This is a genomic window from Streptomyces sp. NPDC031274 (assembly GCF_055570235.1).
Map to the genome: position 1 here is coordinate 314,761 of NZ_JBVIHP010000002.1, position 13,021 is coordinate 327,781.

General features: G+C 68.8%; 10 protein-coding genes. 8 read left to right on the top strand and 2 right to left on the bottom strand.

The features are described from left to right. Nucleotides 1-2: 2 nt before the first annotated feature. Entirely contained in the window at nucleotides 3-1,082 is a 1,080-nt protein-coding gene (locus ACZ5CR_RS04340) for an NAD(P)H-dependent amine dehydrogenase family protein (RefSeq protein ID WP_468853415.1), read from the top strand. A gap of 14 nt (nucleotides 1,083-1,096) precedes the next feature. Further along, a complete protein-coding gene (locus ACZ5CR_RS04345) occupies nucleotides 1,097-1,576 on the top strand; it encodes a carboxymuconolactone decarboxylase family protein (RefSeq protein ID WP_367049432.1) in 480 nt (159 codons plus the stop codon). A 54-nt stretch (nucleotides 1,577-1,630) separates the two neighbouring features. Here ACZ5CR_RS04345 and ACZ5CR_RS04350 read toward each other — a convergent pair whose 3' ends face one another. Both ACZ5CR_RS04350 and ACZ5CR_RS04355 read right to left on the bottom strand, forming a co-directional pair. Then, a complete protein-coding gene (locus ACZ5CR_RS04350) occupies nucleotides 1,631-3,286 on the bottom strand; it encodes a GMC oxidoreductase (RefSeq protein WP_468853416.1) in 1,656 nt (551 codons plus the stop codon). Between the two features lie 116 nt (nucleotides 3,287-3,402). After that, nucleotides 3,403-4,320, bottom strand: a complete 918-nt coding sequence (locus ACZ5CR_RS04355; protein WP_468853418.1) for a PPK2 family polyphosphate kinase — start codon at nucleotides 4,318-4,320, stop codon at nucleotides 3,403-3,405. A gap of 118 nt (nucleotides 4,321-4,438) precedes the next feature. Here ACZ5CR_RS04355 and ACZ5CR_RS04360 point away from each other — a divergent pair, with 118 nt between their 5' ends. The 6 genes from ACZ5CR_RS04360 to ACZ5CR_RS04385 all read left to right on the top strand — a co-directional run bounded on the left by ACZ5CR_RS04360 (nucleotide 4,439) and on the right by ACZ5CR_RS04385 (nucleotide 13,010). Then, nucleotides 4,439-5,128, top strand: a complete 690-nt coding sequence (locus ACZ5CR_RS04360) for a winged helix-turn-helix domain-containing protein (RefSeq protein WP_468853420.1) — start codon at nucleotides 4,439-4,441, stop codon at nucleotides 5,126-5,128. Next, entirely contained in the window at nucleotides 5,125-6,387 is a 1,263-nt protein-coding gene (locus tag ACZ5CR_RS04365; RefSeq protein ID WP_468853422.1) for an MFS transporter, read from the top strand. Before ACZ5CR_RS04360 ends, ACZ5CR_RS04365 begins: the two co-directional genes overlap by 4 nt. Before the next feature lie 391 nt (nucleotides 6,388-6,778). Then, a complete protein-coding gene (locus ACZ5CR_RS04370) occupies nucleotides 6,779-7,948 on the top strand; it encodes an ABC transporter substrate-binding protein (protein WP_468853423.1) in 1,170 nt (389 codons plus the stop codon). Continuing rightward, nucleotides 7,945-8,955, top strand: coding sequence for a carbohydrate ABC transporter permease (locus tag ACZ5CR_RS04375; RefSeq protein WP_468853424.1), 1,011 nt, complete (start codon nucleotides 7,945-7,947; stop codon nucleotides 8,953-8,955). Before ACZ5CR_RS04370 ends, ACZ5CR_RS04375 begins: the two co-directional genes overlap by 4 nt. A gap of 10 nt (nucleotides 8,956-8,965) precedes the next feature. Beyond that, complete coding sequence (locus tag ACZ5CR_RS04380; protein ID WP_468853426.1) at nucleotides 8,966-9,778, top strand: carbohydrate ABC transporter permease; 813 nt, start codon at nucleotides 8,966-8,968, stop codon at nucleotides 9,776-9,778. A gap of 55 nt (nucleotides 9,779-9,833) precedes the next feature. After that, entirely contained in the window at nucleotides 9,834-13,010 is a 3,177-nt protein-coding gene (locus tag ACZ5CR_RS04385) for a glycoside hydrolase family 38 N-terminal domain-containing protein (protein ID WP_468853428.1), read from the top strand. Nucleotides 13,011-13,021 lie beyond the last annotated feature (11 nt).

Below are 13,021 nucleotides of genomic sequence, written 5' to 3' on the forward strand. Positions count from 1 at the left end.
GCATGATTTCCACGGTTGTCTGGGGTACCGGAAATGTCGGCCGAGCGGCCATCCGTGCCGTCGAGGCCCACCCGGCGCTGAAGCTCACGGCCGTGCTCGTCCACCATCCCGACAAGGTCGGCCGTGACGCGGCCGACCTTGCCGGGCTCGACGGGCGGTTGGGTGTCGCGGCGACCGACGACATCGACGCGGTCCTCGCCGCGACGCCCCAGGCCGTGGTGTACGCGGCCTCCGGCGACCTGCGCCCCGACGAGGCCCTCGCCGATATCGGCAGGGCGATCCGGGCCGGAGCCGTCGTCGTCACCCCCGCCCTCTATGCGCTCTACGACCAGCGCAACGCCCCGCCCGAGCTGCGGGACCCGATCCTCGCCGCCGTCGCGGACGGCGGCGGATCCCTCTTCGTGTCCGGCGTGGACCCCGGCTGGGGCAACGACATACTGCCGCTCCTGATCAGCGGACTCGGCAGCACCGTCGACGCGATCCGCTGCCAGGAGATCTTCGACTACTCCACGTACGAGCAGGAGGATTCCGTACGCCACCTGATCGGCATGGGGCATCCGATGGACTACGAGCCCCTGATGCTCGCCGAGACCATTCCGACCATGGTGTGGGGCGGCCAGATCCGGCTGATGGCCAGGGCACTCGGCGCCGAACTCGACGACATCTGCGAGACGTTGGAGCGACGCGCGCTCGACACCTCGGTGAGCACCCGGACGATGGGCGACTTCGAGGCGGGCACCCAGGGCGCGGTGCGGTTCGAGGTGCAGGGCATCGTCGGGGGCGTACCCCGCATCGTCATCGAGCACGTCACCCGCATCCACCCGTCCTGCGCACCGGACTGGCCGGCGCCGCCCGACGGAGCCGGAGCGCACCGGGTCATCATCGAGGGCCGCCCGCGCATCGAGGTGACGGTCGCGGCCACCGACGAGGGTGAGAACCGGTCGGCGGGCGGCAACGCCACCGCGGTCGGCCGTCTGGTCGGCGCCATCGACTGGCTCGTGGACAGCGAACCCGGACTCTACGACGCGCTCGACGTCCCGCTGCGCCCCGCGACAGGCAAGCTCGGAAGGAGCAAACAATGAGCTCGATGAACCCGATGCACATAGACATCCCCGAGGGGCAGGAGCCGATCGGGTACGTGTGGGGCGACATGGTCCCCGGTATCGGCATGGCCGCCGCGAACTTCTCGCTTTCGGTGTATGAGCACACGACCCTGGGGCTGCGGGAGTTCGAGGCCGCGCGGCTGCGCATCGCGCAGATCAACGGGTGCCTGTTCTGCCTCGACTGGCGTACCGAGCGCGAGGGTCAGAAGGTCGAGGAGGAGTTCGCCGAAGCGGTGACCCAGTGGCGCACCACCGACGCGTTCGACGACCGGACGCGTCTTGCCGCCGAGTACGCCGAGCGGTACGCCCTGGATCACCATGGCCTCGACGAGGAGTTCTGGACGCGGATGACCGCGCACTACAGCCAGCACGAGATCGTGGAACTGAGCATGAGCATCGGTTCCTGGCTGGCGTTCGGCCGGCTCAACCACGTGCTCGGCCTCGATGCGGTGTGTGTACTACCCGGGCACTGACTCCCCGGGCACTGACTCCCCGGGCACTGACTCCCCGGGTACTGAGGGGTGTTGTCAGACATCAGTGGCGATGATCTTCTCGATGTTCCGTTCGGCGAGCGCCGTGATGGTGACGAACGGGTTGACGCTCGTGTTCCCGGGGATCAGCGAGCCGTCGATCACGTACAGGCCCGAATAGCCGTGCAGACGGCCGTAGTTGTCGGTGGCCTTGTTCAGGACCGCGCCGCCGAGCGGGTGGTACGTGAGGTGGTCTCCCCAGATCTTGTACGTGCCGAACAGGTCGGTGCGGTAGATCGTCCCCTCCTTCGAGTTGATCTTGTCGAAGATGGTCTTGGCGGCGTCGATGGACGGCTGCTTCCAGGCCGTCTGCCAGTTCAGCTCCGCCTTGCCCGCCGCGGCGTTCCAGGAGAAGGAGGCGCGGTTGGGGTTCTTGGTGATCGACAGGTAGAACGAGGCATAGGTCTCGATGCCGGTGGGCAGCGGCGCGACCTCGGCGAACGCGCCACCGGCCGCCCAGTTGTCGATGCCGCCCGTGGGGATGGACGACTGGACCTTGCCGGTCGGGTCCCACAGGTGGTTGGCGCGGCCGCACATGACGTTGCCGTTGTCGCCCCAGCCCTTGCCGATCTCGCCGTTCAGCTGGGGCAGCGCACCGGTGGCTTTCAGTTTGACCAGTAGTTTGCTGGTGCCGACACTGCCGGCCGCGAAGAACACCTTGTCCGCGGTCACGGTCTTGGTGGCGGTGGTGGCGCCACTGGTGTTGAGCTGCTCGATGACGACGGTGTAGCCGCCGCCGGAGGCGGGGGAGACCGTGGTGACCTTGTGCAGCGGGGAGATGGTGACCTTGCCGGTCGCGGTGGCCTTCGCGATGTAGGTCTTCTGGAGCGACTTCTTGCCGTAGTTGTTGCCGTAGAGGATCTCGCCGGCGACCGCCGACTTGGGGACCGTTCCCGCCGCCTCCTGCTTCATGTAGTCCCAGTCGTAGACGCCCGGCACGAAGACGAACGGGAAGCCGGAACGCTGGGCGTGCTTACGGCCGACCCGGGAGTACTGGTAGCAGTCGACGCTGTCGAACCAGGCCGGGTCGATGAGGCTGACGCCGAGACCGGCGTTGGCGCGCGGGTAGTAGGTGGAGTACATCTCGTCGGCGTTGACCGACGGCAGGATGGCGCCGAAGTTCTCGCGCCTGGGCGTGACCGCCATGCCGCCGTTGACCAGGGAGCCTCCTCCGACGCCCCGGCCCTGGTAGACGATGATCCCGCCCATCTCCTCGGCGTCGAGGATCCCGGTGTAGCGGGGGATGTCCTTGTCGATCGGGAAGCCGAGGAAGTTGCTCAGGGGCTGCTTGGTCCTGGTGCGCAGCCAGTACGAGCGGCCGTCGGGCGAGGTCGTGTGGGCGAAGATCTTGCCGTCGGAGCCAGGGGTGTCCCAGGCCATGCCCATCTCGACCATCTGGACGTCGACGCCCGCCTGGGCGAGGCGCAGGGCGGCGACGGAGCCGCCGTACCCGGTGCCGATCACCAGGACGGGGACGCGGGCGCCGTCGCCGATGGGTCCGGCAGCGGCGGCGGTCGCGGACTGTGTTCGGGCGGAGGCGGGGACGGCCTGAGCGGAGAGGGTGACAGCGCCCAGAATAGAACCCGTTCCAGTGATGAATCTTCGACGTGTCACGCCCTCTGAGGCGGTAATTCGCGTGGTAGTGCCACTCATGTGACGTTCCTCACTCTCGTAGGAATGGGAACGAGTTCTACTGCTACTGGCTCATTAAGTCACTGCATACCTAGAGGTAACTTCTGTCCGATCTTGTACCAATTCCGATCTTGCGCCTACGCGGTGCCGTCGCCCCTCAGCTGCTTCCGCGCCAGGTCCACATCGAAGTCCGCCTTCGGGTACCGCGGATCCAGCGCGCTCAGGTGCTCAAGGAGCAGGGCGCTGATCGCCCAGTTGCGGTACCACTTGCGGTCGGCCGGGATGAGGTACCACGGGGCGTGCGTCGTCGAGCAGCGTTCGAGGGCCATCTCGTACGCCTGCTGATAGTCGGGCCACAGGCCGCGCGACTCGATGTCGTCGGGGCTGAACTTCCAGTGCTTGTCCGGGTTGTCGAGGCGTTCGAGCAGGCGGCGGCGCTGCCTCTCGTACGAGATGTGCAGGAAGCACTTGATGACGGTGACGCCGTCGTCGGCGAGGCTCTGCTCGAAGCGGTTGATCTGGCCGTAGCGGCGGCCGATCTGGCGGCGGGGGGCCAGTTCGCGGACGCGGGCGATGAGGACGTCCTCGTAGTGCGAGCGGTCGAAGATGCCGATCTCGCCGGGCAGCGGCAGGGCCCGCATGACGCGCCAGAGGAAGGGGTGGCTCCGCTCCTCCGGGGTGGGCGTCTTGAAGGCCTTGATGCGGCAGCCGGACGGATTGAACGACCCGATGACGTGCTTGACCGTGCCGCCCTTGCCGCTGGTGTCCATGCCCTGGAGCACGAGCAGGACGCGGCGGCGATCGCCCGCGGTGCTCGCCGCGTAGAGCCGCTCCTGTAGGTCGGCGAGCCTTTCTCCCGTCTGGGCGGTGGCCAGAACCCCCGCGGCTTTGTCCGTCGGTCCTGCCGGGGTCGCGTCTGCCGCGTACGAGGCGAGGTCCACCCGCTCTCCCTCGGGGATGCGGAGCAGTTCGCGGAGCGGGGTGGGGCTTTCGCTCTGCTTCTTCCCGTTTTTCTTGTCCTTCTTGTTCTTCTCGTCCTTCTTGTTCTTGGTCATTGGGTGAACCCTTCCTCCGGTGTCCCTCGATGGTTGCCGCGCGGGCCATGGCCCGCCACTCAGTTCGGGCCTGAGGAGAAACCTTGTAAAGGATTCTTTCTAAAGATAGCTTTACATCATGCCGGAGACTCCCGAGATCCCTCAGATCCCTCAGATCCCTGAAGCCCTTGAGGTCCCTGAAACCGCGCCCCCGGACGGCACGCCGCCCCGCAGCATCCGCCTCACCGACCCCCGTGCCCTGCGGGCCTACGCCCACCCCACGCGCATGGCCCTGGTCGGCCTGCTGCGGCGGAGCGGGCCGTTCACGGCCACGCGTGCCGCCGAGCTGACCGGGGAGTCCGTGGCCAGCTGCTCGTACCACCTGCGGATGCTCGCGAAATACGGGCTCGTCGAGGTGGCGCCGGGCGGCCGGGGGCGCGAGAAGCCGTGGCAGGCGACCGCCCAGTTCACCGACTGGCCCGGATACAGCGAGGACCCGTCCGTCGCCGAGGCGTCGGACGCGCTGAACACCGCGGTCGCCGAGCGGTACTTCGAGCGCGTCATTCGGGCCAAGGAGCGACGCCACCTCCTGTCGCGCACCTGGCAGGAGGCGGAGCAGTTCGGCGACACGTTCCTCTACCTCACCCCGGAGGAGCTGACCGGCCTCGGCGAGCGGATGAACGCCCTGCTGCGTCCGTACGAGGACCGAAACACCGACCCATCCCGGCGCCCCGAAGAAGCACGGCGTGTCAGCCTGCTGCGGATCGCCTTCCTGGACCAGGAGATCGCCGAGGGCGTCCTCGACGGCGACGCGGAGGCCGACCGGTGACGGTGGCGGAGCGCGTACCCGGCCTTCTGCGTGAGCGGAGCTTCCGGCGCTACTGGACCGGGCAGACCGTCTCCCTCATCGGTGGCGAGATATCGCTGATCGCCATCCCGCTGGCCGCCGTGCTCGTCCTCGGCGCCGACGCGGCCGAGATGGGCTGGCTCAAGGCGGCCGAACTGCTGCCCGCGCTCCTCCTCAATCTCCCGCTGGGTGCGTGGGCCGATCGGCAGGCCCGGCGGCGGCGCGCCATGATCGCCGCCGACCTGGCCCGCGCGGCGCTGCTCATGACGCTGCCCGTCGCATATCTGCTCGACGTCCTCACGCTCGGGCAGCTCTATGCGACGGCGTTCGCGATCGGTGCCCTGACTGTGCTCTTCGACGCCTGCAACAACATCCTGTTCGTGGCGCTGGTGTCCGCCGAGCACTATGTGCAGGCCAACTCGCTTGTCAGTGGAAGTCGTTCGATGTCCTGGCTGGCGGGGCCAGGAGTCGGCGGACTCCTCGTACAGTTCCTCACGGCCCCGTTCGCCCTGCTCGCGGACGCCTTCACCTATCTCGTCTCGGCCCGCTTCCTCTCGCGCGTCGAACCGGTCGAGCCCGTGCCGGAACCCGTCGGCAAGGGACACTTCACGGCGGGGCTTCGGTGGGTGGTCAAGGAGCCGTCGATGCGTGCGCTGTTCGCGTGCTCCGGGACCATCCAGTTCTTCAACTACATGTTCCACACGCTCTTCGTGCTGTACGTGACGGTCGAACTCGGCCTGGGCGCCGGTGTCCTCGGCGCGATACTGAGTGCCGGTGCCGTCGGCGGACTTATCGGTGCGGCGTGCGGCGGCAGGATCGTCCGCCGTTTCGGCATCGGGCCCTCGATCCTCTGCGGCTCTGTGGTGTTCACCCTGCCTCTCCTGCTCGTGCCGCTCGCCGACGGCCCGTTGCCGCTGGTCGTCGGCATGCTCTTCGTCGCCGAATTCCTCAGCTGCGTCGGTGTGATGGTCACCGACATCGCCGCCGCGTCACTCCAGATGACGCTGATCCCCCAGACCATCCGCTCGCGGGTCATGGGTGCCTTCCGCACCCTGAACCACGGTTTCCGTCCGTTGGGCGCCCTGCTCGGAGGCTTCCTCGGCACGGCGATCGGACTGCGCCCGACGCTCTGGATCGGCACGGCCGGAGCGGTTCTCGCGGTGCTGTGGCTACTGCCGTCGCCGGTGCCGGGCATCCGGGAGCTGCCACAGATCGCCGAGCAGGATACGGTGCCTGCCTAGTCAGGCCGTCAAGTCGTTGGAAAGCCCCCGTGCCTCACGCCTTGCCGCCTGAAAGCCCCGTGCCTCAAGCCTTGTTGTTGTGCGAACCATTGACATCCCACCCTGGCGTCGGGAAGCTCCATCACACCCGTGTTAACGCTAACACCGGGCTGACACACGCCTGAGGGAGCCACCCATGTCAGGTAGTCGTCCGTCAGGTATACGTCACAGCCTTCGTCCAGGCACCCTTCATCCAGGCACCCTTCGTCCAGGCGCCCTTCATCCGGACGGCCTTCAGTCGGCTCCGGGGGGTACCTCGTTCGACAGGCGTGCCCTTCTCGCCGCGGCCGCCGCCGGTGCGCTGACCACCGCCTGCGCGACCGCGAGCGGACAGCCTCCCGGCAAGGTCGCCGTGCTCGGTGACAGTGCCGCCTGGGAGAAGCCGATGGCCGCCGCGGGGGCGGCCATGAAGTCCGTGGCGGGCCTGCGACTGGTGCCCGAGGTCAATCCGTCCCTCGAATCGTTCGAGCAGGTCGTCAAGTCCTCGCTGCGTACCAGCAAGACGCCGGACATGCTCAAGTACTGGTCGGGCTACCGGCTCCAGGACCTTGCCCGGACCGGTGGCATCGTCGACCTCACCCGGCAGTGGGACAGCGCCGTCGGGAAGGGCTGGGTCGACGCCTCGTTACGGGAGGCGTTCACCTGCCGCGGGCGGGTCTACGCCCTGCCGATGAACCTCGCGTACTGGGTGTTCTTCTACAACATCGAGGTGTTCCAGGAGCACCGACTCCAAGCCCCCGAGACGTGGGGTGACTTCCTTGCCGTCTGCGAGCGGCTCAAGGAGAGCGGGATCACCCCGCTGCACGGCTCGGCGGCCGACCGCTGGCCCTCCTTCATCTGGTTCCAGGAGATTCTCAGCCGCCAAGGCCCGCAGTTCTACGCGGACTTGATGAACGGACGTGAGCGGTACACCGATCCGCGTGCCGAACGCGCCCTGCGCACCCTGGTGTCCTTCTTCGACAAGGACTGGTTCACCCCCATGGACATGAACCACGCCGACGCCGCCGCGGCCCTCGTCCACGGCAAGGTCGGGATGGTCCCCTGCGGCACCTGGCTCGGCTCGACCCTCATGGGTGCGGGCGCGAAGCCCGGCAAGAACCTCGGCGCCTTCGTGCTGCCCATGGCGGATCCGAAGGCCCGCCCCTGCGTCATCTTCGAGTCCAGCGCCCTGGTCTGCACCGTCAAGGGGCCTGACCGGACCGAGGCGTTGAAGGCCGCGGGCAACTGGCTGCGGCCCGCCGTCATGAAGGCCTTCTCGCACAGCCTCCAGGACGGCTGCCCGAACCCGGAGGTCGAGCCCCCGAACCCGATGATCGCCGGTCTCGCGAGACAGGTCCGCGGCGACAAGCTCTGGCTGCTCAACCGCTTCTGGGAACAGGGCCCGCCCGAACTGGTCGAGGCGACCGTCGACGACCTGGCCGGCTTCCTCCTGAACCCGTCCTCGTACCGCAAGGTGCTGCGGACCATGCAGGAACGCGCGGACGAAGCGTGGCAGGTATGGCGGGAGGCGGAGAAGGCATGACCGAGATCGCGACCTCCGCCCAGCAGCCCGGCCACCGGCCAGGCCACAAGCCCGCCTCGCACCCCGTTCGCTCGCGCCGCCGCATTCCCACCCGCACCCCGCACCAGGCCGCCCGCGCCAACAGCAGACTCGGCGGACCGCTCGCCGGGCTGCCCTGGGCGCTGCCCGCCTTCGCCCTCGTCGGCGTACTCCTCGTCTATCCGTTCTTCCGCAGCGTCTACGACAGTTTCTTCGAGGACAACGGCTTCACGAGCAGCTTCACCGGATTCGACAACTACGCGCGCCTCGCCGACGACCCGATCATCGGACGTTCGCTGCTCAACACCCTGATGTGGGTGGCCGGGACCCTGTTTCTGCCCGTCCTCGCCGGGCTGCTCGTCGCTGTGGCCACCCACCGGACGCGGTTCGGCGGGATCGCGCAGCTCGTCATCGTGCTGCCGTACGCGATCTCGGCCGCGGCCACCGCCGTCCTGTGGAACTTCATGCTGACGTCCGACGGCGCGGTCAACCAGGTCCTTCGCGGGATCGGTCTGGACTCCTGGGCGCAGACCTGGCTCCTGGAGTGGCCGCAGAACACACTCTCGATGATCGTCGCCAGTACGTGGCAGGCCACCGGGCTCAACGTCGTCCTCTTCGCGATCGGACTGCGCGCCATCCCTCAAGACACCGTCGAGGCTGCCCAGTTGGACGGGGCGAGCGGCTGGCGGATGTTCCGGTACATCACGCTGCCCCAGCTGCGGGCCGTGACGGTCGTCGTGGTCGGGATGGCCATCGTGAACAGCCTCAAGGCGTTCGACATGATCTGGATCCTCACCAAGGGCGGCCCGTCCCGCTCCTCCGAGACCCTCGCCCTGAGCATGTACCGCGAGGTCTTCCGGCTCTTCCACATCGGCTACGGATCGGCGATCGCGCTCGTCCTCTCGGTCATCGTCGTCGCCTCCTCCTGGATGTATCTGCGCCGCCAGATGCCCGAGGCCGACTCCCGCGCCACTACCGCCAAGGCTTGAGGAGGCACTCATGGGCCGCACCGTGCGCCATCTCTTCATCGCGGGATGCGTGCTGCTCTGGCTGATCCCGCTCTACCTCCTCGTCGTCAACGCGCTGACGCCCGCCACCGAGTACACGGGCAAGCCCGACTGGACCGTCCGGGGCTACGACCTCATCGAGAACCTCAGGACCGCCTGGAACGTGGCGGGCATCGGCGACAGCTTCCAGGCCTCGCTGCTCTACGCCATGGTGTGCGGTACGGCCGCGGTGCTCATCGCGGCCATGGCGGCGTTCGCCGTCGTCGTTCTGCCCGTCCCCAGGCCCGACTTCTGGTTCTGGCTGATCTACTCCGGCACGCTCTTCCCGCTCCAGATGTTCCTCGCACCGCTCTTCGGCCTGTACGCGGACGCCGATCTGTACGACACCAGGCTCGGGCTCATGCTCATCTACGCCGCATGGGCGGTGCCGTTCGCCTTCTTCCTGATCCGCAATCAGATGACCACCATGCCGCCCGAGTTGACCGAGGCGGCTCTCATCGACGGAGCCTCCTTCCGGCGGATCTTCTGGCGCATCCACGTGCCGCTGATGAAGGCGGGCCTCGGCGCGGCCTTCATCTTCCAGTTCACGGCCGTCTGGAACGACCTGCTCCTGGGCATCACGCTCAGCCGCAGCCCCGACGTCCAGCCGGTGATGGCCGCCCTGACCACCCTCAACAACGCCTACTCCTCGACAGGACCGCCCGTCATCCTGGCCGGCGCGCTGATCGTCTCCGCGCCCACGCTCCTCCTCTTCCTGGTGTTCCGCGGCCTGTTCCTGCGCGGCGTCACCGCATCCGTCCGCTGAGCCCCGCTGAGACCCGCTGAGACCAGACCCGCCGAGACCCGCCGGAGGCAACCGCATGACGACACGGGCCCTCGTCCGCACCACCGACTGGGACTACGACCGGATACGCGACAGCCTGCGCTCCTCGGTCATCACCGCGGAGGGAAGCCTCGGCGGCAGCACCCTGAGGCTCACGGAGGAACCGCTGCTGCGCAGGACGGGGGAGGGTGACGGCCTCTCTCAGTCACTGCGGATCGAAGCGGTCAACGGGTCCGTGCTACCGGGGGAGTTCACCGTCCGCACCGAGTCGGGGACCGCACTGCCCGTCGAACAACTCGCCGGTCCCGGCGGCTCCGTACGCCTCATGGTGCCCGCCGTCGACACCGAGACCCGCCTCACCGTCTGCCTGCCGGACACCACCGAGGGTGCCGAGGGCATTGACGTCCGCCTCACCCCGCAGCGGCGGTGGACCCTTCACCTGGTCCACCACTCCCACCTCGACATCGGCTACACCGACCCCCAGGGCCACGTACTCGCCGAGCACCTCTCCTTCCTCGACTCCTGCCTGGAGCTGACCAGGGCCACCGACGACTGGCCCGCCGAGTCGCGATTCCGGTGGTGCGTCGAGTCCCTGTGGTCGTTCCGGCAGTGGGCGGACGCCCGTCCCGCCGAGCAGGTCGAGGAGTTCGTACGCCGGGTGCGCGAGGGGCGCATCGAGCTGACCGCGCTGCCGTTCAACCTGCACACCGAGACCTGCTCCACGGACGAGCTGCACGAACTGCTCCGGCTCGCCCGCGACGTGCGCGAGACGCACGGCGTCACGTTCACCTCCGCCATGCAGACCGACGTGCCGGGCGCTGTCGTCGGCCTGGTCGACGCCCTGTCCGACGCCGGGGTCAAGTACCTCTCCGTGGCGCACAATTGGGCCGGAAGATCCGTCCCCCACCTGGTCGGCGGAGAGAAGCTGCCCCGCCTCTTCCGCTGGCGCGCCCCCAGCGGCAACAGCGTCCTCGTCTGGGTCACCGACACCCCGCACGGCCTCGCCTATATGGAAGGCCCGCTGCTCGGCTTCGACACGAACTACACGGACGTCGACGACCTGCTGCCCGCCTATCTGACCTCCCTGGCCACCAACCCGTACCCCTACCGCGGCGGCATCTTCGGCTGGGCCATGGACCAGACCGAGATCAAGCGCGAGCCCTACCCCTGGGACGTGCTCCACCTGCGCGTCCAGGGCAAGTTCGGCGACAACGCGCCGCCCCGCCGCATCATCGCCGACACCGTCCGCCGCTGGAACGAGACCTGGGCCCACCCCCAGCTGCGGCTCTCACGCAACGAGGACTTCTTCACGGACGCCGAGTCCAGACTCGGCGACGCCATCCAGACCTTCGACGGCGACTGGACCGACTGGTGGGTCGACGGAGTCGGCTCCGGCGCGCGGCCGCTGTCCCTGGCCCGCACCGCCCAGTCCGTGGTCGCCGACGCCCAGACCATCGGCACGTTCGCAGGCATCCTCGACGCCACGGGGGCCGAGGAGGACAGCGCGGACGCGGCCGGGGTCTACGAGGCGGTGTCGCTCTTCGACGAGCACACCTGGGGCGCCGGCGACCCGTGGACCCACGGCGACGAGGGCGGCCACTCCGGAGAACACCAGTGGCACTGGAAGTACGGGCAGGCGATGCGCGCGTACGACGACGGCTACGCGCTCCTCGGCAGGGCGAGCGCCCGGCTCGGGCAGCGGCTCGCGGTGACGCCGGGCGTGGCGGCGACCTACCACGTCGTCAACACGTGCTCCTGGCCGCGCACGGACGTCGTACGGATCTTCCTGCCGGAGAGCAGCGTGCCCCTGGAACGCCCGGTGGCCGTGCGCGACGCCCGCGACGGACGCCGGCTCGCCCACGAGGAACAACCGCAGACCAACGACGACCACCGGGACGCCGGACGGTTCCTCCTCGTCCGCGTGGACGAGGTGCCGCCCGCGGGTTCGGTCCGCCTGGACATCACCGCCGACGCCACGCGGACCGACGAGCGGTCACGGGGCACGGCTCTGAAGGCCGCCACCGGCTGGAACCCCACCGGCGGCACCGAGCGCGAGGACCCGGCACAGACCGCCGCCGCGGCCCTCGCCCTCCCTGAACCGACCCTCCTGGAGAACGAACACCTTGCCGTCCGCGTGGACTTGGCGCACGCCTGCATCGCCTCGGTCGTCGACAAGGCGACCGGCCGCGAACTCGTCCGCATTGACGCGACCGTCGGCTTCAACGGCTACATCCACGACAGTTACACCACCGCCGGGGCCTTCAACCACAACTCAAGCCGTACGACGGCGTCCGACCGCCTCGAACACCTCGGCAACCGCGCCGTCGCCCCGCCCGCCGCGCTCATCGCCCGCCGCTCCACGCCGACGTCCGAATCGATCACGTACGAGACGCGCCCGGCCGGAGCCAACCGGCTGCGCACCACCCTCACGCTGCCCGTGGGCGTGCCCCGCCTCGACATCGAGAACCGCCTCGACAAGGACGCGACACCGGGCAAGGAGAGTGCCTATTTCGCGTTCCCCTTCGCCTTCGACGAGCCGGTCGTGCGGATGGAGGCGTCCGGGGGCGTCACGGGCACGTCCCTTCCCGTGGTGCCGGGATCGGCCCTGCACATGCGGGCGGTACGCCGCTGGGTGACGCTCGCCGACGACGGCCTCGCGGTGGCCTGGTCCACGCAGGACGCGCCGCTGGTGCAGTTCGGCAACATCGCGCTGCCGTACGCGCCCTTCCCGAAGACGATGGGGCACGACGAGCCCGCCACCGTCTTCTCCTGGATCCACAACAACCTCTGGGATACCAACTTCCCCAGCGAGCAGGGCTTCGAGTTCACCTACCGCTACAGCCTGGCCTGCGGCCCGACCGCCGACGGGCTCGGCCCCCGGACGGCGGCGGCCTTCAGCCGCCCGCTGCGGGCCGTGCGGGCCAGGGGAGCCGAGGGCGAAGGGCGGGCATCGCTCTCCTTCGCCGACCTCGGGGACGCGAGGGTACGCCTTGTCGGTGCCACGACGCCCAGGCCCGGCGAGATCCTGCTCCGGTTGCAGTCCTTCGCACAGGAACCGGTCGCGTGCCCGGTGCGGGTCCACTTTCCGGTCGTGGCCGCCCACAGCGCGGACTATCTGGGCGCGACAGTCAGCGAACTGCCTGTATCGGACGGTGTGTTGTCCGTCGGCATACCCACCCTCGGCACGACCGCGGTGCTGTTCGTACGTCCCTGAATCCCCGAGAA

Excerpts from the sequence above, each read along its gene's own strand:
- ACZ5CR_RS04340 (WP_468853415.1), top strand. The coding sequence starts at position 3 with ATGATTTCCACGGTTGTCTGGGGTACCGGAAATGTCGGCCGAGCGGCC.
- ACZ5CR_RS04345 (WP_367049432.1), top strand. The coding sequence starts at position 1,097 with ATGCACATAGACATCCCCGAGGGGCAGGAGCCGATCGGGTACGTGTGG.
- ACZ5CR_RS04350 (WP_468853416.1), bottom strand. The coding sequence starts at position 3,286 with ATGAGTGGCACTACCACGCGAATTACCGCCTCAGAGGGCGTGACACGT.
- ACZ5CR_RS04355 (WP_468853418.1), bottom strand. The coding sequence starts at position 4,320 with ATGACCAAGAACAAGAAGGACGAGAAGAACAAGAAGGACAAGAAAAAC.
- ACZ5CR_RS04360 (WP_468853420.1), top strand. The coding sequence starts at position 4,439 with ATGCCGGAGACTCCCGAGATCCCTCAGATCCCTCAGATCCCTGAAGCC.
- ACZ5CR_RS04375 (WP_468853424.1), top strand. The coding sequence starts at position 7,945 with ATGACCGAGATCGCGACCTCCGCCCAGCAGCCCGGCCACCGGCCAGGC.
- ACZ5CR_RS04380 (WP_468853426.1), top strand. The coding sequence starts at position 8,966 with ATGGGCCGCACCGTGCGCCATCTCTTCATCGCGGGATGCGTGCTGCTC.
- ACZ5CR_RS04385 (WP_468853428.1), top strand. The coding sequence starts at position 9,834 with ATGACGACACGGGCCCTCGTCCGCACCACCGACTGGGACTACGACCGG.